Origin of the sequence: Gemmiger gallinarum (genome assembly GCF_014982805.1) — a bacterium.
GTDB classification, from domain to species: domain Bacteria; phylum Bacillota; class Clostridia; order Oscillospirales; family Ruminococcaceae; genus Gemmiger; species Gemmiger gallinarum.
In genome coordinates, this window is sequence record NZ_JADCKC010000003.1 from 389196 (window position 1) to 412239 (window position 23044).

Below are 23044 nucleotides of genomic sequence, written 5' to 3' on the forward strand. Positions count from 1 at the left end.
CAAGCCCCCATGTGTTGTCAGCCACACGTTTGAAACCATCCATATTTCGTCCGGGCATCATGCCCCGGACGGCCATCTTGCCGGCAGCAGCGGATCGGGATTGACCGTCACGCTGTCGGCCTCGGTGCTTTCCCCCTCCCGCAGCGGGCGTGCCATCACCACAAGACGGGCATCGTCCATCTCGTAGGTGCAGGTGCAAAGGGTCAGCAGGTGCTCATCGGCGCGTGCATAATCGCCCGTGGTGTAAAAGGCACGCGCCTGTACCGCATCCAGGTATTCCTGTTCCGCGGTATCATCCTCAAAGTCAACATATTTGTTGAACTGGAAGAAATCTTCATCGCTGGTACGGGCCGTGACTGCAAACACGGCAATCACCTTATAGGTCTGACTCCCGTACAGGGTATCCAGCTGGATCACCGGGTGCTTGGCATAATAGCTGGTGTCCCGGTATTCCTGCAGGCTGGAAAAACGGTCGGTGTCATCCACGCCCATGTTGTGGCCGTAAATAATCAGGTTCCGGCTGTTTTTCAAGTCGCATTCATAATCCACAAAAGGCAAGCCAAGATTGTCATACTCCTTGTCCAGCCCAAGCCGGAGGTAAAACTCGTTGTCTGTGGTCTGCATCACCGGCAGGTCAATGGGGGTATCCGGGATGGTGATCCATCCCACCACATCCGGATTCTGCGCCAGCAAGTCAGCAAATTTTTCCCGCTGTGCCTGCTCGATGTCCTCTTCACTGGACTGTTCCTCTTCGGTCACAGTCACCGCAGTCTCAAGCTCCGGTTTCTGCTGCCGCAGGTTCCACTCTCTGATCCAGGTAGGCGCCATCATCACGACGACTGCCAGCCCTGCCGCTGCCAGGCCGGAGACAAATACCCCCGCCATCAACAGGAAGCGCTTCACAGCGAAGCCTCCACAAAGTAAGCCGTTCCGTTTTTCCCGCTGGCCTTGACTTCCTGATACGCAACGGTGAGCTGCGTACATTCTTCCGGTACTGTCACCAGCATAGTGCCGGTATGGCTTTGCCCCGGCTCCAGTTCATAGGAATAAGGGACCATGTCATCATCCACCGCCTCCAGGCAGGTGCCGAAGTCATCGTCGCCATCGCCCCACTGAAGCTGGAAGTCCTCTGCAAACATGGTGTAGCTCTCATCGCTGGTGTTCTCCACCGTAAGCTGCATACTGACCAGCTTGCTGCCCTCCGGGATATCCACCCCGGTATAACTGTCGATGGTCTGCACATCGCTGACTGTAAAATTGAACAGCGTGGTGTACACCGTCTCCCCCGCCTGGGCAGTGACGCTGGGTTCGCCGCCGCATCCGGTGAGCAACACAATGAAAAAGAGCGGTAACATACACCGCAAGACAGTCTTCTTTATCTTTTCTGGCATTTGTTTCCGCTCCAAGTATATCTATTGTTTATATGTAACAGCTTCTTTTGTTGAGTAAATGGCATCACTATAGCTATTGATTGTCAATGTCTACCAGTACTTCCGAATTTCCGCAAAGTATGCTATAATAATTTATATTTTGTGGTTTATTGTGTGAGAGGGGGCTTTTGCATGGCATCTGACAACAGGCTCAATCAGGAGATCGGTCTGCGGGTCCGCCATATGCGGGAGCAGCAGACTCTTTCCCGGGAACGTCTGGCTGAACAGGCTGAGATCTCCACCCAGTTCCTGGCCGACATCGAGACCGGCCGCAAGGGCATGACAGTCCAGACTCTGCGCAAACTGACCACCGCTCTGCACTGCAGCTCCGATGATCTTGTGTTCGGGCAGTCGGAAGATACAACCACTGTCAACCCGGCGCTGGTCTACAAAATGCTTTCTCTCTCCCCCGATCAGGCTGGTCTGGCCGGCGATATCCTGAATCTGGTACTCAAAGCCCTGCCCCCGGACTCCAAGGCGGAATAACAGGAAAAAGCCCCCTGCACAACCGTTTTCACGGTCTATGCAAGGGGCTTTTCAGCAGCACGGCTTCTTTTAGATGCATTAAAATATTTTTTACGTTTGCCTTTGGTTTATCTTGATGAAGTGGAAATGGAGCAAAAATCCGGCACTTTGCACGTTTTTTACAAAAAAATTTGTTTTTGCAAAAAAATCCCCGAAGAACGCGACAACGCTCTCCGGGGATTTTTATCACATTGTTCAGGGGTCGGGCTCACACATCCGGCCGAAGGGTTCCTGCCATGCGCAGCAGGTCCTTGACCGCCTCTCCGCCCATGACCAGCCCGCAGGCGGCAGGGACAAAGGCATTGGAAGCCGGGACCGTGCGGCGGCCGGGTGCTGCCTGTTCCCCATCCTCCTGAGGCAGAGGGGCCAGGGGCGGCTCGGTGGAAAACACCACCTTGAGCTTATCAATCTTCCGTTTGCGGCACTGGATGCGGACGATGCGTGCCAGCGGGCAGACGCTGGTCCGGGAAATGTCCGCCACCCGGAAGGCCGTGGGGTCCATCTTGTTGGCGGCGCCCATGCTGGAAAGCACCGGCACCCCAGCCTGTTTGCAGCGCTCAATGAGCATCAGCTTGGAGGAAACCGTATCAATGCAGTCCAGTACATAGTCGAACTGACTCAGGTCGATCTGGTCCGCTGTGTCGGGGCCGTAGAACATCCGCAGGGCATGCACCTGGATATCCGGGTCAATGTCTGCCGTGCGGGCCGCCATAACGTCCACCTTATACTGTCCCAGGGTGGAGCGCAGCGCCACAATCTGCCGGTTGAGGTTGGAGGGGGCAACGGTGTCATTATCTACATAGGTCAGCTCCCCCACCCCGCTGCGGGCCAGGACCTCGGCCGCGTGGCCGCCCACCCCGCCAATGCCGAAAACCGCCACATGGGCGCCCCGCAGTGTGTCCAGTGCGGGCTGACCCAGAAGCCGCCGGGTACGGTTGTATTGTTCCTGCATAGCATTCTCCCTCTTGTGTATTCATCCCTCAGGCCGGTTCCAGGCTGAGGCGTACCACGCTCCCCTGCCGGACAGTAAAAGGGGTATGTTCACCATACCGCACACATCCGGTAAAGTCAACATCATAGCCCAGATTTTCCGGGTAAGCACAAATGCACAGCACCACCCGGTCCTCCTCCACGAAAATCAGCTGGGTGACGCCCTCCCCAATGGTCTCGGAGATCTCGGGGCTGTCAAAGCCGATGGTCCGGGCGATCTCCTCCCGACTGGTGTAAGGTTCAAAACTGTACACTGCCTCCCAGTCGAAGGGGACCGCCTCCTCCAGCGTGGTGGTGCCCCGGGTCAGGGCGGTGAGGGCGGCTTTCAGCCCACGGGCATTGCGAAAGCTCTCCACATGGGAAAACACCAGCCACAGCGCCGCCACCGTGACGGCCAGAAACAGCCCTGCAAACAGAGTTTGTCTTTTGGTCATGGCTTTATTCCTCCGGAACGACCTGGGTGCCGGTGCAGACATTGTCGGAAAAATGCAGTGCCAGTCTGCCGTCGGGCAGGTCCAGATAGCAGGTCCCGGCGGTACAGCCGCTGAGGTCATAGTAGATTTCGCCGATCTCAGAAGCGCTGCGGCCGGTGAACCAGCCCGCCTCGTTCAGCGCAGAGACAGCATACCGGGAGACCCGATCATTGTACGGCACGCCGCAGGTGTAGAACAGGTCCTCATCCACCGTCTGGATGGTTCCCGTCTGCCAGCGATCGATGTTCTGCTGGAGGCAGAAGCTCTCGATATCGGCACAGCAGAGCATGCTGAAGCTGCCTGCCAGCACCAGCACCGCCATGCGGGCGGCGGGGATCTGTCGGAACAGCCACAGCACGGCCAGCCCGCACCACACCAGCAGCACAGCCAGGAACCATCCGGACAGCACCCGCTGGGGGGTGGGGCCGTACAAAAGGATATAGGCTCCCAGCTTGGAGGCCGCCAGCGCGGCAAAGAGAAAACCGAACACGCAGAAAACCGTCATGAGGCGGCGCTGGCTTCCTGCCTGACGCAGGGGTCGGGCACCGAACAGCCGCAGTACAGCCAGAACCACAAAGTCCAGCAGCAGAATACGGCAGAGTTCCCAGAAACCGGTGACGGCAAAGTCGGAAGCCGCCTGAGCGCTCAGGCCCTGCCCCGCCGCCGAAAGGAACTCCACAGCCTGGACGCCGAAAAAGAGGGCATACACCGCGCACAGCGCACCGGGCACCAGATATCCGGTGGAGACGGGCAGCCGCGGCAGGGCAGCCAGTCCGGCATTCAGGGTTTTCTCCGGGAAAGGAGGCCGGGTATGGCTGAGGCTGCCGCCGATAAGGCCGAACAGCCATGCTCCCACCGGCAGCGACAGGATAAAAACCATCACGGTATCCAGGGCCAGGAGGTTATGGAGCCATTGGAACACTCCCTCACCCAGGCGGGCAAAGGTAGCGTCCACCCCGGCCAGCTGTCCCCAGGCAAAGATGCAGACCGCCGCTGCCACCGCCGCGCTGAACAGCCCTCCCAGCGCTTTGCGGGAATTGGCTCCCGCACGGTGCAGCAGGCCGGCCCCGCCGTGGGCCAGAGTCCTGGCCCGCAGCAGAAAGTCCCGCCAGGGCAGCACCGTTACCCCCATGAGCAGATCAAAGGGTGTCCACAGACCGCTTTGTCCTGCACAGAGCATGCCGCTGCGGCAGACCGTCCAGTAAACGGCGGTGGCATGCCAGGCCAGCCACTGCAGACCGTAAAGGGTCCCGGCATGAGCGTCAAAAACCATCATGGCGGCACTCTGCACCAGCCAGCAGACCATCCAGAAGGTGCTTTCGGCGGAATCGGGGCGCTTGTGGATGCGGCAGAGCAGCTCCACCTCGATGAGATACACCACCGCAAAAGCCAGCATGGACCAGCGGTAATCCGGACTGAACAGTACATAACGGGTATAGAAGTAGGCGGGCAGGTAGCTGAATACCGCCGCCGTCACAAAGCCTTTGGGCGGGGTCCATTTTTCCGCCGGCTTCAGGGCGGGAGGAAAGTTTTCGGTATAATCGGGCGCACTTGAATAGAGGGGGCGCGGCGCGCCCTCTTTGGGCATGGAATCCATATGCAGTTTTCCTTTCTGCGCGGCTTGCCAAAAAAACGGTGCCTTCCGGGAAACCAGGTTTTTTCCTCGGGACAGGATGGCGTTTTCTGTCAGCCGCGTCTTGTGAGCGCCGCCCGGGTCTGCGGCGGAGGGGTTACGGATGAAGTCAGAGGATCAAGGGGTATCGTCGTCAGGACCGGGTCGGTATTCCAGCAGATCTCCCGGCTGGCAGTCCAGCACCCGGCAGAGGGCTTCCAGAGTGGAAAACCGCACCGCCTTGGCCTTGTTGTTTTTGAGGATGGACAGGTTTGCCGGCGTGATGCCGATCTTTTCGGCAAGTTCTCCCGCGCCGATGTGCCGCCTGGCCATCATGACATCCAGATTGACATTGATGGGCATGGACAGCAGCTCCTTTTAGATGGTAAAGTCCAGTTCGTCTTTCATTTTCAGGGCCTGCTCAAAGGCATGTTTGACCACCTGCACAATGAGAGCCATAAATCCCGCCGCAATGCCCATGCAGGCAAAGGGGAAATACAGCACCGCCCCCGAGGGAATGCAGATGACGGCCGCCGCTGCGCAGCACCGGCTGATGCGCCGCAGCGCCTCCACCGTCTGGGGCACGAACACCTGACCCTGCTCCAGCCGGGTGAGAAAGCGGAAGAGATTCCACAGCATCCACAGGGCCAGGGCGGCCAGCAGATACCCCAGCCCCAGCATCACCCAGCGCACCGCCGGGCCCTGAACCCCCACGCGCCCCCGGGCGATGAGCCAGTCCACAATGGCCGGGCCCATCACGGCCACGGCAATACAGACAAAAAAGATCGCCACCGTGATGACGCGGGTCAGGGCAATGCTTTTTCGGTCGTCCCAAAAATGGCTGTTGGTTTGATCTTGCTTCGGCACGGGACATTCCTCCTTCCGGTATGGCAACAGCATACCACAGCGCATATTGTTTTTCAAGTGTTTTTTATTGTTTTTCAATAAATTATTTTTGTTTTACAATAGATCAGCAAAAGTTTACCTCTCTTTTGCAGCGGCCGGACACCAAAAGCGCCGCCCGGCAAACCGTATTCACGGTCCGCCGGGCGGCGCAGTCTGTTATCACGCTTGTGCTGCCATAAAAATCCGGGGGTCAGTGCCGGCCCGCAGTCTGGGCGGCAGGTACCAGAGGACGGCTGCGCTCCAGCAGCGTCTCGGTGGTGGAGGACAGCTTATCCGCCACGCAGACCACGGCGGCCTCCCGGCAGCGGGGCGGGGTCAGCAGCGTCAGCGGCCACATATGGCTGCGGATGACGTTGCGTTCCCGGTCGTTGAGGGAGTACCGGGCCTCGGCGTTGGCCAGTGCCGTGGCCGGGTGGGTAAAGCCGTGAAGTCCCATCTCCGGATGGGGCAGATGCCAGTCGTAGAGATAAAAGTCGTGAAGGAAAGCCCCCCGCACCAGGCTGGCCTCATCACAGCCCAGGTTCAGCCGCCGGTTGAGCCAGAAACTGATGGCCGCAACCCGCATGCAGTGCTCGTAGGTGGTGACATTTCCGTGCTGAATATACTGCTGCATTTGCAGCGCCTCTGCGGTGTCTGCCCAGCCGGTGAGATAACCGGCCAGGCACTGGGTTTCCTCCTGGGTGAGATTCGGCTGCATGGCGCCCTCCTTATGTCTCATTCTTTCCTGCCGCCGCTCTGCCGTGCCTTTGCCGCCGGCGGAGCGACACCCTCTTTTTTTATTATACCATATTTCAATGGCCCGGGTCGATGCCCTGTCCGCTGTAACGATGGTTCATTATCCGCGTCTTTATTTATAAAAGACGAAACAGACAGGAGGGTTTCCCCATGAAAAAGAAAATGTTTGCCGCTGTCCCTGTCCTTTTCCTGGCAGCTGCCCTGTTCGCCATGGGACTTTCCGCCGGGCAAAAGCCTTTTGCGGATCTGCAGGCCGGGGACATCGCCTCCGCCCGGGTCCAGCTTTTCCCGCCCGGTGAGACGGTGCCGCTCCGGGACTCCGAACGTTTGGCGGAACTGCTGCGGAAAATCGTCGTCTACCGGGAGGACGACTCCTATCAGGACTATGCGGGTCAGACCTGTCTCTTTGTCATTGAGAAGACCGACGGCACCCGGCTGGAGGTCACGGCCTTCTCCCCCTTTGTCATCATAAACGGAGTGGGATACCGGTGCCGCCCGGAACCCTGTGAGGCGCTGAGCCAATACGCCAACCGCATTTTGCAGGAAACCTGACCTTTTACACACCAAAAAAGCCCGCCCTGCCGGAGAGCAGAGCGGGCGTGAAAAGACGTTTCTCAGGCACCCATCAGCTTGGTGATGGTGGGCACCAGACCCTGGACCAGAATGACCAGGATCAGGATGGGCAGAATAAACTGGAAGTACGGCTTGAGTACCCGGGGCATCCGCAGGCCCTGGCCGTCGTTGGCTTCCTTGATGTAGTTGTCAAAGCCCCAGCCCCAGCGGCTGACGCAGAACAGCAGATAGACCAGGCTGCCCAGGGGCAGAAGCAGGTTGGAGACGATGAAGTCCTCCAGGTCCAGAACGGTGGTACCATCGCCCAGGGGAGCAAAGGCACCCCACACATTGTAGCCCAGCACACAGGGCAGGCTGGCAATGAGGATAAAGATGCAGCCAATGATGCAGACCTTTTTGCGGGACAGATGGAACAGGTCCATGACGCAGGCGATAATGTTCTCAAAGACGGCCAGCACGGTGGAAAAGCTGGCGAAGGTCATGAACAGGAAGAACAGCGCACCCCACAGGCGTCCGCCCGACATATTGGTAAAGACGTTGGGCAGGGTCTGGAAGATGAGGCTGGGGCCGGAATCCGGCGAGATGCCGAAGGTGAAGCAGGCCGGGAAAATGATAAGGCCCGCCGACACGGCCACAAAGGTATCCAGCACGCAGATGCGGGCGGCCTCGCCGGCCAGGGCGTGGTCCCGCTTCATGTAGCTGCCGAAGATCTCCATGGCGCCGATGCCCAGGCTGAGGGTAAAGAAGGACTGGTTCATGGCGGCGACAATGACACTGCCCAGGCCCTGCTCCATGGCACGGCCCCAGTCGGGCAGCAGGAAGAAGGACAGGCCCTCCCCTGCTCCGGGCAGCAGGATGCTGTGCACCGCCAGCACAACGATGAGCAGCAGCAGTGCCACCATCATCCACTTGCTGATGCGCTCCAGACCCTTCTGCAGGCCAAAGCTGCACACCACAAAGCCCAGCACCACGGCCACCGCCATCCAGAACCCCATCTCAAAGGGGTCGGCAAGCAGTTCCACAAAAACGTTGGGCACTGCCTCGGCAGACAGGCCGTTGAAGGTGCCGGTGATGAACTTGACAAAGTAGCTCATCATCCAGCCGGTGACGGTGGTGTAGTACATCATCAGCACCACACAGCCGATCAGGCAGGCCCAGCCATGCCAGTGCCATTTGGTGCCCTTGGGCTCCAGATTGCGGTAGGCCGCTCCGGCGCTGGCCCGGCCCGCACGGCCCACAGCCAGCTCCATGGTCAGGACGGGAATGCCCATGGTGATGAGGAACAGCAGGTAGAACAGCACAAACACACCGCCGCCGTTCTCACCCGTGACCGTGGGGAAGCGCCAGACATTGCCGATGCCGATGGCGCACCCGGCACTGACCAGCAAAAAGCCCAGCCGGGAATTGAACTTTTCTCTCTTCACTCCAAAACTCTCCTTTTCCAAACGATTCCACCAAAAAACGGCCCCGCCGCAGCAGGGCCGCATAAACAATATTATAGTATCCAGCTGCAAAAAACGCAATCATCTGTCAAAAATCGCACAGAGCGTGCAGGGTTGAACGCCGTCCCGTGGATGCAAACCGCCTTTTCGCAGGCAAAAAGCCGCCGACCGGCCGCCGGAATCCCGGCTGCGCTGTCAGCGGCTTCTTGCTTGCGAAAAAAGACTTCTTTCTGCCCCATCGGAGGAGACACGGTCCCGGACTGTCCTGCAGCGGTCAGTCCCTGGTCTCCGGGGCGATGATCTCAGGCATCAGCTCATTGCCCACAACGGTGAGCATCTCGTCCAGCTTGGCCACGTCCTCAGGGGAAAACCGTGCCTTGACCCGGTCCACCACCGTCTGCAGATAGGCGTAACTGATGTTGTAGTAATCCAGATACTTCTGGGTCGGGCGCAGGTGATACTCCCGGCGGTCGGTCTCGGAGCGCACCTTCTCCACATAGCCTTTCTGGATCAGGCTGTTGATCTTGTAGGAAGCGTTGGGCGTTGAGATGTGCATTGCCTGGGCAAACTGTGCCACCGTAGGGCTGCCCAGCGCCATGATGCCCTCCATGCAGAAGGATTCCACCGTCGTCAGAGTCGCCTCCCGGTTTTCAAAGCGGCTGAATACCTTCTGGTAAAAATGCAGCTTGAATTTGGTATAAACGGTATTGAATGCCTGATCCAACATTTGTAAAACCTCCACAGCGGGTCATGGCCCGCCGTTCAATTATCCGCGGCGTCCAACTCCGCCGCCGCGCGTGGAACCGCCGCCCGCACGGAAATTGCCCGGGCGGGCACCGCCGCCCGGCCGGGGACCGCCGCCGGGGCGAGGGCCGCCGGGTCCGGGACCAAAACCGGGACCAAACCCGCCGCGAGGCGGGCGGGGACCACCATAACGGGGTCCGCGGGGGGGACGGGGCGGGCGCGGAGGACGGGGCGGTCCGAAGAAAAAGAAGGCTCTGGGTCCCCTGTAACGGGGCCCGCCGTACCCGGGTCCCCGGAACCGCGGCGTGGCCAGAATCAATACAAAGGCCAGGATCAGAACAATGATGAGGACTACCACTCCCACAGGGATTCCCCCTTTCTGTGCAGTAGCCGTACCGCCCACCGAGGAAAAGTCACCGGCAGCCACCGCGGACACATCCATGGACACGCCGTAGATGCGGGCCAGCTCCTTTGCCAGAGCCTCCACCGTGGCCCGGGTGCCGGTATCGTAATCTTTCTGGACCCAGCTGGGTTCCAGATCATCTGCAAGGATGCGGCTGAGGGTGGTGGTGGGCAGCAGCGTTTCCAGTCCGGCGCCCTGCACCGCCCAGTAATCGTCGTCGCCGGAGGCCAGCAGCAGCAAGACGCCGTTGTCCTTATCCTCGTCCCCCAGGCTCCAAGCATTAAGCACCTCGTAGGCGTAGCCTTCCATGGTGGTGTTGCCCACCTGATCCACGGTGTAGACGCCGATCTGGGCGCCGCAGGTATCACTGAGGGCCCTTGACAAATTGGTGATGGCCTCCTCGGTGTCGGCGGAAAGGATGCCGGCATTGTCGATGACCGCCTTGTTTTTGTCCACCTCCGGCGCGGCGGCGGCAGGCAGGGCGGCTGCCATGGCAAACACCACAGCCAACAGCGGGGCTACCAGCCGTCTGAGTATCTTGTGGTTCATTGGAATGCTTCCACCTCCCCGATGCCCCACAGCGCCCCCATCACATTGGCGGGGAAAGCGCTGAGGGTTTTGTTGTATTCCTCGGCGGCGGGGTTGTATTCATTGCCCGCCGTACGCAGAATGATATCCTGCCGGGACAGAAATTCCGCATGCTGGGTCTCGATGGACTCGGTGCTTTTCCCTGCATCCACCGTCTCATTGTACATGATCTCCACCGCGCTGCCCAGGGCCGTGTTGGCGGCAAACTGGTCGGCGGGGTGGTCGGCGTCGGTGGCGTTCCAGGCATCCAGGGCCTGCTGCGCCGCCTGCACCGAGGGGGCATCTTCCCCCAGCGCCTGACCGCAGAGGCGGATCAGGTTGGCTGCCGCATCGGCCCGCAGGGAGAGATCGTTCTCCATGCTCTGGCCGTGCTCATTGGCGGAGGAGTAGATATCCCGCACCTGATTGTACTTTGTGTTGAGCTTGGCCCCGCCGATGCCCAGCACCGATACCACCGCCAGCACCACAAGAGCCAGCGCCGCAGTGGGGCGCTTTCTGGCCGGGGCGGGCAGTTTGCTCTCCACCTGGCCGAATACCTCCAGCTGGGGACCTTCAATGCGGAAAGTCTCCTGTTGTTCCAACTGCATGTTACTTTGTTGTCTCCATCAGTTTGGCGCGCAGCTCGCCCTCGATGCGGCCCAGCTCCTGCTCAGCCGCAGCGCGCTTGGCTTTGCCGTCGGCGCGGATCTTGTTGAGCTCATCCAGCGTGCTGATGAGCTCCCGGTTGGTCTGCTGCAGCGTCTCCAGATCCACCACGCCCCGCTCGGACTCCTTGGCAATGTCGATGGTCCCCTGCTTGAGGGTGGCGGCATTCTTGCGCAGCAGCTCGTTGGTGGCGTCGGTGACGGCACGCTCGGCCTCCATGGCCTGCTGGCTGTGAGCCATACCCAGGGCCAGCACCATCTGGTTCTTCCACAGGGGAATGGTGTTGACGATGGTGGTCTGGATCTTTTCCGCCATCATGGTGTCATTGGCCTGGATGAGCCGGATCTGCGGGCCCATCTGAATGCTGATGTTGCGGGTGAGCTGCAGGTCGTACAGCTTCTTTTCAAACCGGTCGCAGAGATCGGCCAGGTCCCGGGCCGCCTGGGCGTCCTCGGGCAGCTGGGTGCGCTGAGCCTTCTCGTTGGCCTCCTTCAGCTGGGTGGAACGGACCTGCTCCAGCTTTTTCTTGCCGGCCAGGATATACATGGTCAGTTCCTTGAAGTAGACCAGGTTGAGCTGGTACATCTTGTCCAGCATGGTGATGTCCTTCATGAGCACCACCTGATGGTCCTCCAGCTGAGCTTTGATGCGCTCCACGTTGACATCGGCCTTCTCGTAGCGGGTCTTCATGTTCTCGATGTTGTAGCTGGTCCGGCGGAACAGGTTGCCGAAAAAGCCCTTGTCCTTCTGCTCGGTGGCGTCAAAGCCCTTGAGCTCGGTGATCAGGCCGGTGATGAGCTCGCCGGTCTCCCCCATGTCCTTGGTCTTGACCCGGGAGAGCGCCGTGTCCGAAAAATCGCTGAGCTTTTTCTGGCTGGCGGCGCCGTACTGCAGCACCATCTGGCTGTTGGTGATATCGATCTTCTCGGCAAAGTCGTCCACCATCTTCTGCTCTTCGGGGGAAAGCGGGGTATCCTCCACCTTGACCGGGGTAGGCTTTTTGGCCTCCTCCACCACCTTTTCGTCGGCGGCAGGGTCCAGAGTGAGAGAGGGAGCCGCAGGCGCAGCGTCCAGCGTCAGGCTGGGCGCGGCCTGGGTATCGAAATCAAAATCCTTGTCATTCATGCTGATGTCCGTCCTTTCCTGTATTCAGACTCCCGGCGGCTTGTCACCGGTTCACTGGGCAAGATTCTGGCTTTTCAAAATATGATCCAGCACCTCAATGTCGGTGCTGATGTCCATGGCTTCGGCGGAATAAAGGCTGTCCAGCTGGTTTTCAAAGGCTGTGGCCATGGTGGCGGCGTTTTCCCGGACTTCCTTCTGGATCTGGTCCGCATTGTCGCCGCGGATGCCGCCCTGTTCCATCCGGGCATAGGCTCCCATGATCTTGACCACCTCGGGCAGATAATACCGGGCAAAGCGGTCGATCTGGGGGGCCTTGTCGGGGGCGGCCTCCACCGCCTTGAGGATGCCCCGGCCCGCCCGCTCCATGCGGTCCATCTCGTTGGAGAGCTGCGCGTCGGGGATGGCATCGTTGAGGGCATGGAGGGCATCCAGATTTTTCTCGATGCCTGCCAGCATGGCGTCCACATCCTCACTGCCGGTGGCGTAGGGGATCTCCCGGTATTGGATGCGGTCAGGGCACAGCCTGGCCGACACCAGATACACCGCCAGGCTCAGGACCGCCGTGGCTGCCAGCCCCCAGAGGGAGTAGACTGGAAACAGCAGCGCCCCCACCGGCCAGGCCAAAGCCGCCAGCCACAGAGGGAGAACCGGCTTTTTGCGAATCTCCTGCAATTTGCTCATGGGCATCCTCCCAGCAAAAGCTTATTTCTTACATTATATAACATGACACCGTGCCATGCAAACACAAAAACGTTCACAGCCAGGGGAAGAGGGCGGCTCCCCAGGCCTCGGTCAGGCGGGGCATGGTACAGGCCGCGTTGGCCGGGCTGGTGGAGGGCAGGCAGAGGGCTGCCATGCCGGTGTCCTTCTCCAGCCAGCGGGCATACAGCCGGGCGGAGGTCCCGCCGTTGCAGACGATCTGTTCCACTCCCAGCCGCCGGGCCAGTTCGGGCACGGCGTTGGGCTCCACATCCCGGATGGAGGCATCCGACGCCCCCACAATGGTGCAGCACCGCACCACATCCCACACCGCCAGCCCGTGGTCCACGATCATGGCCCGCTTGGCTTCCAGGTCCTGCCAGGCCGGCACCGGGCTGCGGGTCAGGGCGGCCATCAGCGGCCAGAAGCGGTTCTGGGGGTGGCCGTAATAGAAGCCCTGTTCCCGGCTCTTGGGGCTGGGGAAACTGCCCAGGATCAGCACCCGGGCACGGTCCCCGCACAGCGGCGGCAGGCCGGGACCCACGGGGCGGGGCTCAGTGTTTTTCATGGTCGAAAGCCTCCGGCCACAATTCCCGGCAGAGCTGGGCCACGCCGCATTCGGCGGCGGGAGGGCAGGTGCGGTCGGCGGCACGCAGGGCAAGCTCGCTGCCGCCCTCCACGCAGACACCCAGGCCCGCCCGGGTCAGGATCCGGCAGTCGTTGGAGCCGTCCCCCACCGACACCACCTGGGCCGGGTCGATGCCTGCCGCCGTGCAGATCACATCCAGCCCCAGGGCCTTGTCCTGCTCGGGGGTCAGAATATCGCAGCCGTCGTCATCGCCGTAAAACAGGAAGCGCAGGCCCAGATAGCCGTACTTTTTCTGGAAATCCGCCACCGCCTCATGAGGCAGCCGGCCAAAGGCCGAAAAAGGCATACTCTCCAGATGCCGGTCCTGGTCCTCTCCGTCCCTGGCGTAGACGATGCCGCCCATTCCGGCTTCCCGCTCCCGCTGGAGGTCATAGTTGACATAGACATAGGGTCCGTCGTCAAAATTGAAGCCCAGCATATATTCGTAGTCCTCAAAAAAGTCCACCAGCGCATACATCTGCTCACTGGTCATGGCCAGGGTGCTCAGCGGCGTGCCCGCAGCATCCAGTACCTGGGCTCCCGCGGCGCAGATCCAGTAGTCGGGCCGGATGCGCCCCAGCATCTTGTCCGGAATGCCCATGCGGCAGCGTCCCGTGGCGATGGCCACCTTGACCCCCGCCCGCTGCACGGCCCGCACGGCCTCCACATTCTCCCGCGGGACCACCCGCTCCCGTCCCGGGCGCAAGGTCCCGTCAATATCCAACGTCAAAAGGCGATACGGCATATCGCTCTGTCCCCCTGTATCCTTCAGTATTCCCTGTTTGTTCTGCTGCGCCCGCGGGCGCCGTTGCGAGTATTATAGCAAAGCTTCGCCCAAAATAAAAGCCGGGGAGCCGCCGGGCAGGCATGGCGGCAAGCTGCGCGGCATATTTTGGCCTGTGGGTGTTTTTTGGGGAAGGGGTGTTGTGTCATGCGGGACAGTCTGGACTTGTCGGTCCGGCGGGTCAGCCGCCGGGGAAGGCTGCGCAAAAAGGTGTTCATCGGCACGGCGGCGGTGGTCTGCGCGGCGCTGGCTGCTGCGGCGACGCTGCGCTTTGGACCGGGGGCGGTGGCCTGGCTGGCCGCATTGCCCCAGCAGGCGGACGAGTTCATCGGGTCCCGCCTGCTGCCCCGCTACACCGGCAGACTGGAAGCTCTCCAGGCCGAGAACGCCGCTCTGCGCGCCGAGCTGGCCGAGACCAGCAGCCTGCAGGCGGAGAACGCGGCGCTGCGCACGCTGCTGCAAAGCCCCCGGGCCGCCGCCCTGCAGGGAGCACAGCCCATGCAGGTGGCCGAACGCTGGCTGGACGGCTTTGCCCTGGCGGGCAGCGCCGAGCCCGGCAGCGCCGTGCTGGACCCTTACGGCCGGTTTGCGGGGCGGATCGCGAACAGTGACGAACAGACTTCCCCGGGCATCCTTCAGGTGGCAAGTGCCGAGGGCACCCCCTGTCTGGCGGGGGGCTACTGCGGCGTGCTGACGGTGGAAGGCGGTCAGTGGTATCTGGACGGCCTGCCCCGGCACTGCGGCCTTGCGGTGGATACGGTGGTGACCACGGCGGACGGCTACTGGGTAGGGCGCCTGGCCGCCGTCCCCACAGAGGATGAGACGGGGCTGTGCGCCCGGGCGCTGCTGGACGATGTGGCGGAAGAAAGCAGCTCAGTCTATTTTGCGATACAATGAGAATTCTTCACGTCTTGCTTTACAAAAGGCAGGCTGCGGCGTATACTGTTAGGCAGAATGACCGGCCGGGAGGGTGAGCAATGAACAAGCGCGGCGGAAAAGGCAGAGTGACGGCACTGCTGGTACTGTGTACGGTGGTGTTCGGTCTGTTTCTGGCGCGGCTGGCCTGGATGCAGTTTGTCCAGGCCGATTACTACGCCCAGCGGGTGGCCGAGGCCTCGACGACACGGTACAGCTATACCGTACCGGCGGCCCGGGGGGACATTGTGGACCGTGACGGCGTTGTGCTGGCACAGGATACCCCCGTGTGGGATGTCTACCTGCGGTATCCGGGCCCGCCGGGCAGCGACATCACCCACACGGCAGAACGGACGTTAGAGATACTGGAGCTTACAGGCGGCGAGGATGTGGAAACACAGCTCGCCGCCTTTTGTTCTGAGGTTTCCGCAGGGGAGTTTCTGCTGGCGTCGGGCATCGGCGCGGCCAGAGCAGCCCTCCTGTACGATGCAGGGCTTATCCAGAGCGGTGCGCTGCGCCTGGTCCCCCGTGGGGAGCGCATCTGGCCGGAGGGCACTCTGCTGCCCCACGCCCTGGGCACAGTGGGGCCCATCACCGCCGAGCAGTGGGAAACTCTGTCCGGCACCGGCATCGCCATGAATGCCCACATCGGCCAGAGCGGGCTGGAAGCTGCCTACGAGTCGCTGCTTCACGGCACCGACGGCCGGGTCCGGGTCACCGCCGGGGAGGAGGGCGCCGTCTCCGAGGAGGAGACCGACGCCCCCCAGCCGGGGGCTACTCTGGTGCTGGCCCTGGATGCAGAATTCCAGTGCACCGTCCAGACCGCCCTGAACGAGTATCTCCACACTCTGCAGACTACCAAGGCCGCCGGGTCGGGGCGGGAGGCCAACGCCGGGGCTGTGGTGGTGGTGGATACCAACACCGGCGGCATCCTGGCCGCCGCCAACTCTCCCTCCTATGATCTTTCCACCTACCGCACCGACTACGCCGCCCTGGCCGCCGATACCGCTGCGCCGCTGCTGGACCGGGTGGCCCAGGGACTCTATGCGCCGGGCTCCGCCTTCAAGCCTGCCGTGGCAGCCGCCGCCCTGTCCTCGGGACTTATCACTCCGTCGGACACGGTGCGCTGTACCGGAACCTACCGCTATTATTCCGACTATCAGCCCGGCTGCCTGCAGATCAGCCACAGCGGCGCCATCAGCCTTGTGCAGGCGCTCAAGTACAGCTGCAACATTTATTTTTATGATGTGGGACGGCGCCTGGGGGTGGATGCCTTCTCCCAGGCCGCCCAGCATCTGGGCCTGGCCGCCGACACCGGGGTGGAGACTGCCCAGGCGGCGGGCAGCCTGACCTGGACCACCGACGACAACTACCGGGAAGGCCTGACCTTGCAGGCGGCCATCGGCCAGGGCAACACCGCCGTCACGCCATTGCAGCTGGCCTCCTATGCGGCGTCCCTGGCCAACAACGGCACCCGGCTGCGGCTGCACTATGCCGACCACGCCCTGGACGGCACCACCGGTCAGGTGGTGTGGCAGGCGGAACCCGAAGTGCTGGACACCATGCCCGGGGGCGAGGCCGTCTTTGGGCCCATCCGGGAGGGCATGGTCCAGATGTCCCAGACGCTGGGCGCTCTGCGGGGGCTTTCCATCCCGGTGGCCTGCAAAACCGGCAGTCCCCAGCGCCCCGACACCATGCCCGGAGGCACCCACTACACCAACTCGGTGCTCATCGCCTATGCCCCCGCCGATGACCCGCAGATCGCCGTGGCCATCGTGCTGGAATACGGCGGAGGCGGCGCCAACGCCTCTCCCCTGCTGCGCACCGTGCTGGATGCCTGGCTGGCCTTGTAAGACAATATCATTCTTATTTGCTGTTAACACTTCTCTCTGTTTTGTTCCGTTTTTGCCGCTGCCGTGCGTTGTAACTTATTTGTAAATCTGTGTGTTTTTTATAGAAAAATCTGTTGCCCCTCCCGGAATACTGTGCTAAAATAATAAATGGGATAGTTTAGCCGCATTGTACCTTGCGTCAGGCGGCAATTCCGGCTGTTCCGCTTTTCTAAGGAGCATCGAGTGAAGACACAAACCATCATGGCCTGTTCCGGCAAGGGCGGTACCGGCAAAAGCACGGTATCGGTTTTGGTGGGCGCACGGCTGGCCTCGCTGGGCAAACGGGTCCTGCTGATCGAGCTGGACTCGGGCCTGCGCAGCGTGGACATCATCGCCGGTGTGTACGGGCGGACTGTCTACGACATTGAAGACGTTTTGTGCGGGCGCTGCGACGGCGACAAGGCCGTTGTGCAAAGTCCGCTGTATCCGGGGCTCTCGGTGATCAGCGCCCCCTATGAGGGCGGCATTGTGCGCACGGCGCCTTTGTCCCGGCTGACCGCCGCCATGTCGCCGTATTTTGATTTCATCCTCTTTGATACCGCCGCCGGCATGGGTCCGGCGTTCGAGGCGGGGGCGGCCATCTGCTCCCGCGCTTTGGTGGTACTTACGCCCGATCCCGTGGCTCTGCGCGACGGCCGCATCGTGGCCGACCGCCTGATTGCCGACGGCCACCCCCAGGATGCCCTGCGGCTGGTCATCAACCGGCTGATGCCGGATTCCTTCGGCAAGCATGCCCCTGTGTATGATCTGGACGAGTGCATCGACACGGTGGGCATCCAGCTGCTGGGCGTCCTGCCCGAAAGCCGGGAGCTTCAGCGCTGCGCCATGCTGGGCGAGGCTCTGCCCGAGGACTGCATGGCCTCCCTGGTGGGTTCCGCCATGGCAGGGCGGCTGCTGGGGCAGCGGATACCGCTGCTGGTCTGACCGTTGACCGCGGTCAGGACTGCATACATTTGAGTACCGTAACAGTAACAGATATATCGCCGGGCGGGTACGTCCCCCCGGAGGAAGTGGGGTCTTACATGACGATTGCGTTGGTCGCACATGACACCAAAAAAGAGCTGATGATCCAGTTTTGCATTGCATACTGCCAGATTCTCAGTCACCATCACCTGATTGCGACAAGCACTACCGGCCGCCTGGTTGCCGAGGCGACCGGCCTGAATATCCAGCGGTTTTTGCCGGGCGGACACGGCGGCGACCAGCAGATCATCTCCCGCATCGCCTGCGACGAGGTGGACATGCTGCTGTTCTTCCGCGATCCCATCTCGGCCAAGCCCACTGAGCCCAACGAGATGAATCTGCTGCGCATCTGCGACGTGCACAACATTCCCGTGGCCACCAACATCGCCACCGCTGAGGTGCTGATCCACGGGCTGGAAAATGGCGACCTGGACTGGCGCACCATCCTCAACCCGCAGGGCCGCTGACCGGCTTTCTGCGGCATTTTGCAGTTCCCGGGCCAAACTGCGCCCCTTCGGCTCCCGCTGCTCATGGGAAAACGCCCCCACCGTTCTCCCATACTGTGCCGCGGTGCCGGACACTTTCCGTCAGTAAAAGAACCTCCGGCGATCCCTCGCCGGAGGTTCTTTTTTGTCTGTACGCCGCAAAAATCAGCAGACCGGTCCCATCAGCTGCACCTGGGGAAGAAGCTGCTCCACCGTCTCACGGTCCGGGGGACGGGTGCCCCGGGTGGTCACCGCCCCCGCCGACACCGCCATGGCCAGGCGAAGGCAATCCTCCACCGGCAGCTCTTCCTCCACACCGCAGGCAATGGCCGCCACCATGGCATCCCCCGCCCCCACGCTGGAGCGGGGCGTCACAGGCAGGGCCGGCGCACGCCAGACCCGCTCCCCCTGCACAAAGCAGGCGCCCTCCCCGCCCATGGAGATGCAGACAAGGCCAATGCCCCGCCCCGCCAGAGTACGTCCCAGCCGGATGAGCTCCTCCCCCGCCGGGATGTGGTCCAGACCAAAATACTGCCCCAGTTCAAAGGCGTTGGGCTTGATGATGTCCGGCGTCGCCTCCAGAGCCCGGGCAAACAGAGGACCGTCGGCATCCACAAAGACTTTTGCCCCCTTTTGCCGCAGCCGCAGGGTCAGGTCACGGTAGAGTTCCGGCGGCACTCCGGGTCCCACGCTGCCCGCCAGCACAAACAGAGTGCCGGGAGCGGCATAACCTTCCAGCTTTCGGGCCAGAGCTTCCAGATCGGCCGTGGAAAGGCGGGGTCCCTGCTCGTTGAGTTCGGTCAGCGCCCCGCCCGGTTCCACCAGCTTGAGGTTGGTGCGGGTCTCCCCGGGAACGGTGAGAAAGTCCGGCCGGATCCCCCCGCCGGGCCAGTTTTGCAGCGTCTGCCCGATGCTCAGCCCGGTCTGCCCGGCCAGAAAGCCGCAGGCCACGCTCTGCCGTCCCAGCGCCGCAATGGTCTTGGACACATTGATGCCCTTGCCTCCCACATCGCTAACCACGCCGGCCAGCCGGTTGAGTGCATGGGGCCGCAGGCAATCGATCTCCGCCGTCTTGTCCATGGCCGGATTTACCGTCACCGTCACGATCATATGGTTTTTCCCCGCTCTCCAAATTTGCCCCGGCCTGCTCTGGGCAGAAACCGGGGCATTTTCTTGTTTTGTTTTATTGTACCGCACAGGACGCTCCGGGGCAAGCGTCAAAGGCTCACCGCTGCCACATGGTATGGAGCAGACCGGGGACTGCATCCCCGTCAATGATGTCCCGGGCGGCGGCGCCCTCGCCCTCGGTCTTTGTGGCAGCATTCACCTGCTCCCACTCGTCCCAGCGGACGTAGCAGACCGCCTCCGTCCCGTCCAGCAGATCGTTGAACAGCATGGCCTCTTCCCCGTCGCTCCAGCCGTCCTGGAACAGGCTGGACCACAGGTCCACATACAGGGTGAACAGAACGATCTCCTTCTCCTCCCCGCCGGTGCGCAGGGTGCGGTAGGACGCCGTAAGGCCCGTCCAGCACTTGCCGTCCTGCATGGTAACGCGGAGGGAATTGTCCTCCTCCAGCGTCACGGCGGCGATGTCTTCGGTGGGGATGGTCAGCTGCACTCCCATGGCATACTTGCGGAAGCCCAGCACTGCGGCGGCCAGCACCACCACCGCGGCAAGGCCCACCAGCAGAGCGGGCAGCACCCGCTTTCTGCGCAGGTCGCTTCGGACTTTGTGCAGAGCCGCTGCCGAAGCCTGCGCCTTTTCCGCCTGCAGCTGGGTCTCGGCCCCGGTGTCGGCGTCCATCCCGCCCAGCGCCGCCCGGCAGTTTTCACAACCATCCAGATGTTCCCGCACGTCGGCGGCGGTTTGCTCCCCGCAGACCCCGTCATGGTAGAGGGGCAGCAGATCCTGTACCAGATAACACGGCATTTTCATGTCAGTTCCTCCCTTAACTTGGCCCGGGCACGATGGTAGGTCACCCGCGCCCAGCTCTCGGTCTTGTCGAACAGGCCGGCAATGTCGGCAAAGCTCAGCTCACCGTACACCCGCAGCCAGAATACCTCCCGGTAGGGGTCGGGCAGCCGGTGCAGCGCCCGGTGGATCCGCAAAGCCGCGTCCCGGTCCTCCAGCGCCGCGCCCACGGGCTGTGCCGGATCGGAGGGCTCGGGGGCGGCGTCGTCAGGCAGTTCCCGGGCGTGTCTCCGCTTTGCGTCGATGAGGGCATTCTTGGCGATGCGGCAGAGCCAGACATTCACCGGGCATCTGCCGTCAAAGCGGTCCAAAGCTTTCAGCGCCTTGAAAAAGGTCTCCTGGGTCAGCTCAGCAGCCAGGTGCTCGTCCTGGCAGAGCGTCATGAGATAGGCATACACCGCCCGGTAGTATCGGGTATACAGACTCTCGAAATCCTCCACGCACCCACCTCACTTTCCTTTGTTTTGTCCGCCGGAATCCCGGCGGGAAAGCCGCTTTCATCCAACAGACGGCCGAGATGCCCTTTCGTTACAAGAAAATCCGTGTTTTTTCAAAAAAAGGCGGCCCCGCCGGAGATGGTTCCAGCAGAGCCGTCTTGTCATTGCATGTTCGCAGGTTCAGACTGCCCGACAGCGATTATTCCGCCTCGGAAAACTGGTCCTTGCCGACGCCGCACAGCGGGCAGACCCAGGTATCGGGGACATCTTCCCACTTGGTGCCGGCTGCGACGCCGTTATCGGGATCGCCGGCTGCCTCGTCGTAGATGTAGCCGCAGATATCGCAGACATAACGCTTCATGGTAAAATACCTCTCTTTATTTTGAATTTTATATTACAGGACCGGCACACCCTAGGGTGGGGCGATCTCAGTAATTCATCAGTTCCTTGACCGTGCCGGACATGGAAAACAGTTTGGCCGACAGATGGTCCAGATATACAATGCCCAGCTTGTTGCCGGTCTCCTCATTGTACAGATCGGCCAGCTGAGGCATCTCACGGAAGGCGGCAGCCTGTGCCTCGGGGGTGTTGTCGAAGTTGGCAGTGCCCTGCACCCGCAGCCATTCGCCGCGGTCATTGGCCGCACAGATCTCCAGGTTGGTGTTGTCCAGCAGCTGCTTGTACGCCGCCTTGTGCTTGCCGATGGCCAGGCATAGATAGCCGTTATACCACATGGCAAATCCCAGCGGGCGGACTCTGGGCAGATAGCCGTCCACCGTGGCCAGATAAAACACCGGATTTTCCTTCAGAAACTTCATGATCTCATTCATGCTATGTACCCCCTTCTTTTCCCAGGCTTCCGCCATGTGCTTATTTCAGCGTGGCAAGCGCTTTCTTCAGGCGGTCGGCCGCCTCCACCGTCTTGGCCGCGTCGCCGAAGGCAGTCAGGCGGAAGTAGCCCTCACCGCAGGGGCCGAAGCCGGAACCCGGCGTGCCCACCACGTTGGCGGTCTCCAACAGCCAGTCAAAGAAATCCCAGCTCTTCATGCCGGCGGGGCAGCGCATCCAGACGTAGGGGCTGTTCTTGCCGCCGCAGTACCAGACGCCCGCCTCATCCAGGGCAGCGGCGATGACCGCTGCATTGTTGCGGTAGTAGTCCAGGTTGTGCTGGATCTCCTTCATGCCTTCCTCAGTAAAGACGGCCTCGGCGCCGCGCTGCACAATGTAAGGCACGCCGTTGAACTTGGTGGTCTGACGGCGCAACCACATCTTGTTCAGGCTCTGACCCTCCTGCTCAATGGCAAAGGGCACCACGGTGTAGCCGCAGCGGGTGCCGGTGAAGCCTGCAATCTTGGAGAAGCTGCAGACTTCCACCGCCACTTCCTTGGCACCTTCCACCTCGTAGATGCTGCGGGCGCAGCCTTCCTCGCTGACAAAGCACTCATAGGCGGCGTCGTACAGGATGATCGCATGATGCTCCCTGGCCCACTTGACCCACTGGGCCAGCTGGGCGGTGGTGTAGGCAGCGCCGGTGGGGTTGTTGGGGCTGCACAGATAGACGATGTCGGCGTCGGTGGCATCATCGGGCATGGGCAGGAAGTTATTCTCGGCGTTGGCGGCCATGTAGCGGATAGTGCGGCCCGCCATGACGTTGTCGTCCACGTAGACCGGGTAGACCGGGTCGGGAACCAGCACCGTGTTGTTCACGTCAAACAGGTCCAGCAGGTTGCCCAGATCGCTCTTGGCGCCGTCGGAGACGAAAATCTCCCCCAGCTCCAGCCCGACGCCGCGGCTCTCATAATACTTGCGGATGGCTTCCCGCAGAAAGTCATAGCCCTGCTCGGGGCCGTAGCCGCGGAAGGTCTCCTTGTTTCCCATCTCGTCCACCGCCTTGTGCAGTGCCTCGATGACCGGCTTGGCCAGGGGCAGGGTCACGTCGCCGATGCCCAGACGGATGATGTCCTTGTCGGGGTGGGCGGCCTGGTAATCCGCCACCTTGTGTGAAATGGTACTGAAGAGATAGCTCTCGTTCAGCTCGGAATAATGCTTGTTCAGTCGCATACTGGTATCTCCCCTCC

Annotated in this window: 28 protein-coding genes; 6 read left to right on the top strand and 22 right to left on the bottom strand. The window is 61.6% G+C overall.

All coding sequences use genetic code 11. The features are described 5' to 3' along the window. Window positions 1-57 precede the first annotated feature (57 nt). On the bottom strand, window positions 58-903 hold the full coding sequence (locus tag INF35_RS10985) for a class B sortase (protein ID WP_193502402.1): 846 nt from the start codon (window positions 901-903) through the stop codon (window positions 58-60). Continuing rightward, complete coding sequence (locus INF35_RS10990; protein ID WP_193502403.1) at window positions 900-1355, bottom strand: DUF4352 domain-containing protein; 456 nt, start codon at window positions 1353-1355, stop codon at window positions 900-902. The genes INF35_RS10985 and INF35_RS10990 overlap by 4 nt, the downstream gene beginning before the upstream one ends. Window positions 1356-1562: 207 nt before the next feature. On the opposite strand from INF35_RS10990, the gene INF35_RS10995 reads away from it, so the two are divergent. Further along, complete coding sequence (locus tag INF35_RS10995; RefSeq protein ID WP_193502404.1) at window positions 1563-1916, top strand: helix-turn-helix domain-containing protein; 354 nt, start codon at window positions 1563-1565, stop codon at window positions 1914-1916. A 247-nt stretch (window positions 1917-2163) separates the two neighbouring features. Here INF35_RS10995 and INF35_RS11000 read toward each other — a convergent pair whose 3' ends face one another. The 6 genes from INF35_RS11000 to INF35_RS11025 all read right to left on the bottom strand — a co-directional run bounded on the left by INF35_RS11000 (window position 2164) and on the right by INF35_RS11025 (window position 6633). Beyond that, a complete protein-coding gene (locus INF35_RS11000; protein WP_193502405.1) occupies window positions 2164-2907 on the bottom strand; it encodes a tRNA threonylcarbamoyladenosine dehydratase in 744 nt (247 codons plus the stop codon). A gap of 28 nt (window positions 2908-2935) precedes the next feature. Next, entirely contained in the window at window positions 2936-3379 is a 444-nt protein-coding gene (locus INF35_RS11005) for a hypothetical protein (protein WP_193502406.1), read from the bottom strand. A gap of 4 nt (window positions 3380-3383) precedes the next feature. Beyond that, window positions 3384-5015, bottom strand: a complete 1632-nt coding sequence (locus tag INF35_RS11010; protein WP_193502407.1) for a DUF4153 domain-containing protein — start codon at window positions 5013-5015, stop codon at window positions 3384-3386. 153 nt (window positions 5016-5168) lie between these two features. Next, window positions 5169-5393: a helix-turn-helix domain-containing protein gene (locus tag INF35_RS11015; RefSeq protein ID WP_193502408.1), complete on the bottom strand. Its 225-nt coding sequence runs from the start codon at window positions 5391-5393 to the stop codon at window positions 5169-5171. Window positions 5394-5408: 15 nt separating this feature from the next. Continuing rightward, complete coding sequence (locus INF35_RS13870) at window positions 5409-5897, bottom strand: DUF2975 domain-containing protein (RefSeq protein WP_193502409.1); 489 nt, start codon at window positions 5895-5897, stop codon at window positions 5409-5411. Between the two features lie 229 nt (window positions 5898-6126). Next, window positions 6127-6633, bottom strand: coding sequence for an HD domain-containing protein (locus INF35_RS11025; RefSeq protein ID WP_193502410.1), 507 nt, complete (start codon window positions 6631-6633; stop codon window positions 6127-6129). 188 nt (window positions 6634-6821) lie between these two features. Here INF35_RS11025 and INF35_RS11030 point away from each other — a divergent pair, with 188 nt between their 5' ends. Further along, window positions 6822-7223: a hypothetical protein gene (locus tag INF35_RS11030; RefSeq protein WP_193502411.1), complete on the top strand. Its 402-nt coding sequence runs from the start codon at window positions 6822-6824 to the stop codon at window positions 7221-7223. A 62-nt stretch (window positions 7224-7285) separates the two neighbouring features. Here the strand turns inward: INF35_RS11030 and INF35_RS11035 are convergent, their stop codons facing one another. The 8 genes from INF35_RS11035 to INF35_RS11070 all read right to left on the bottom strand — a co-directional run bounded on the left by INF35_RS11035 (window position 7286) and on the right by INF35_RS11070 (window position 14263). Further along, window positions 7286-8668 carry a sodium-dependent transporter gene (locus INF35_RS11035; protein WP_193502412.1) on the bottom strand — a complete coding sequence of 461 codons (1383 nt, stop codon included), beginning with the start codon at window positions 8666-8668 and terminating at the stop codon, window positions 7286-7288. A gap of 292 nt (window positions 8669-8960) precedes the next feature. Next, window positions 8961-9413, bottom strand: coding sequence for a MarR family winged helix-turn-helix transcriptional regulator (locus INF35_RS11040; protein WP_193502413.1), 453 nt, complete (start codon window positions 9411-9413; stop codon window positions 8961-8963). Between the two features lie 39 nt (window positions 9414-9452). Continuing rightward, window positions 9453-10382 carry a TPM domain-containing protein gene (locus INF35_RS11045; RefSeq protein WP_193502414.1) on the bottom strand — a complete coding sequence of 310 codons (930 nt, stop codon included), beginning with the start codon at window positions 10380-10382 and terminating at the stop codon, window positions 9453-9455. Then, window positions 10379-11008 carry a hypothetical protein gene (locus INF35_RS11050; RefSeq protein ID WP_193502415.1) on the bottom strand — a complete coding sequence of 210 codons (630 nt, stop codon included), beginning with the start codon at window positions 11006-11008 and terminating at the stop codon, window positions 10379-10381. The genes INF35_RS11045 and INF35_RS11050 overlap by 4 nt, the downstream gene beginning before the upstream one ends. A 1-nt stretch (window position 11009) precedes the next feature. Next, a complete protein-coding gene (locus INF35_RS11055; RefSeq protein WP_193502416.1) occupies window positions 11010-12191 on the bottom strand; it encodes a toxic anion resistance protein in 1182 nt (393 codons plus the stop codon). 51 nt (window positions 12192-12242) lie between these two features. Further along, window positions 12243-12872: a 5-bromo-4-chloroindolyl phosphate hydrolysis family protein gene (locus tag INF35_RS11060; protein WP_193502418.1), complete on the bottom strand. Its 630-nt coding sequence runs from the start codon at window positions 12870-12872 to the stop codon at window positions 12243-12245. 73 nt (window positions 12873-12945) lie between these two features. Continuing rightward, window positions 12946-13458 (bottom strand): DNA-deoxyinosine glycosylase, encoded by a 513-nt coding sequence (locus INF35_RS11065; protein ID WP_193502420.1) that lies wholly within the window; start codon window positions 13456-13458, stop codon window positions 12946-12948. Continuing rightward, window positions 13445-14263: an HAD family hydrolase gene (locus INF35_RS11070; protein ID WP_193502422.1), complete on the bottom strand. Its 819-nt coding sequence runs from the start codon at window positions 14261-14263 to the stop codon at window positions 13445-13447. Before INF35_RS11070 ends, INF35_RS11065 begins: the two co-directional genes overlap by 14 nt. Window positions 14264-14449: 186 nt before the next feature. Between INF35_RS11070 and INF35_RS11075 the strand changes: the two genes are divergently transcribed. From INF35_RS11075 to mgsA, 4 genes are all read left to right on the top strand, one after another. Beyond that, window positions 14450-15199, top strand: coding sequence for a hypothetical protein (locus INF35_RS11075; protein ID WP_193502425.1), 750 nt, complete (start codon window positions 14450-14452; stop codon window positions 15197-15199). An 80-nt stretch (window positions 15200-15279) separates the two neighbouring features. Further along, the gene (locus INF35_RS11080) at window positions 15280-17070 is read left to right on the top strand and encodes a peptidoglycan D,D-transpeptidase FtsI family protein (RefSeq protein ID WP_193502427.1); all 1791 of its coding nucleotides are present in this window, start codon (window positions 15280-15282) and stop codon (window positions 17068-17070) included. Between the two features lie 222 nt (window positions 17071-17292). Beyond that, complete coding sequence (locus tag INF35_RS11085) at window positions 17293-18033, top strand: nucleotide-binding protein (protein ID WP_328740795.1); 741 nt, start codon at window positions 17293-17295, stop codon at window positions 18031-18033. Between the two features lie 98 nt (window positions 18034-18131). Next, window positions 18132-18539 carry a methylglyoxal synthase gene (gene mgsA / locus INF35_RS11090; protein WP_193502429.1) on the top strand — a complete coding sequence of 136 codons (408 nt, stop codon included), beginning with the start codon at window positions 18132-18134 and terminating at the stop codon, window positions 18537-18539. Between the two features lie 183 nt (window positions 18540-18722). Here mgsA and pfkB read toward each other — a convergent pair whose 3' ends face one another. From pfkB to INF35_RS11120, 6 genes are all read right to left on the bottom strand, one after another. Further along, window positions 18723-19667: a 1-phosphofructokinase gene (pfkB, locus tag INF35_RS11095; RefSeq protein ID WP_193502431.1), complete on the bottom strand. Its 945-nt coding sequence runs from the start codon at window positions 19665-19667 to the stop codon at window positions 18723-18725. A 115-nt stretch (window positions 19668-19782) separates the two neighbouring features. Continuing rightward, window positions 19783-20493, bottom strand: a complete 711-nt coding sequence (locus tag INF35_RS11100; protein WP_193502433.1) for a zf-HC2 domain-containing protein — start codon at window positions 20491-20493, stop codon at window positions 19783-19785. After that, a complete protein-coding gene (locus INF35_RS11105) occupies window positions 20490-20969 on the bottom strand; it encodes an RNA polymerase sigma factor (RefSeq protein ID WP_193502435.1) in 480 nt (159 codons plus the stop codon). The genes INF35_RS11100 and INF35_RS11105 overlap by 4 nt, the downstream gene beginning before the upstream one ends. 196 nt (window positions 20970-21165) lie before the next feature. Beyond that, a complete protein-coding gene (gene rd / locus INF35_RS11110) occupies window positions 21166-21327 on the bottom strand; it encodes a rubredoxin (protein ID WP_193502437.1) in 162 nt (53 codons plus the stop codon). A gap of 67 nt (window positions 21328-21394) precedes the next feature. Beyond that, complete coding sequence (locus INF35_RS11115) at window positions 21395-21796, bottom strand: pyridoxamine 5'-phosphate oxidase family protein (protein WP_193502439.1); 402 nt, start codon at window positions 21794-21796, stop codon at window positions 21395-21397. Window positions 21797-21836: 40 nt separating this feature from the next. Further along, entirely contained in the window at window positions 21837-23027 is a 1191-nt protein-coding gene (locus INF35_RS11120) for an LL-diaminopimelate aminotransferase (protein WP_193502441.1), read from the bottom strand. Between the last annotated feature and the right edge of the window lie 17 nt (window positions 23028-23044).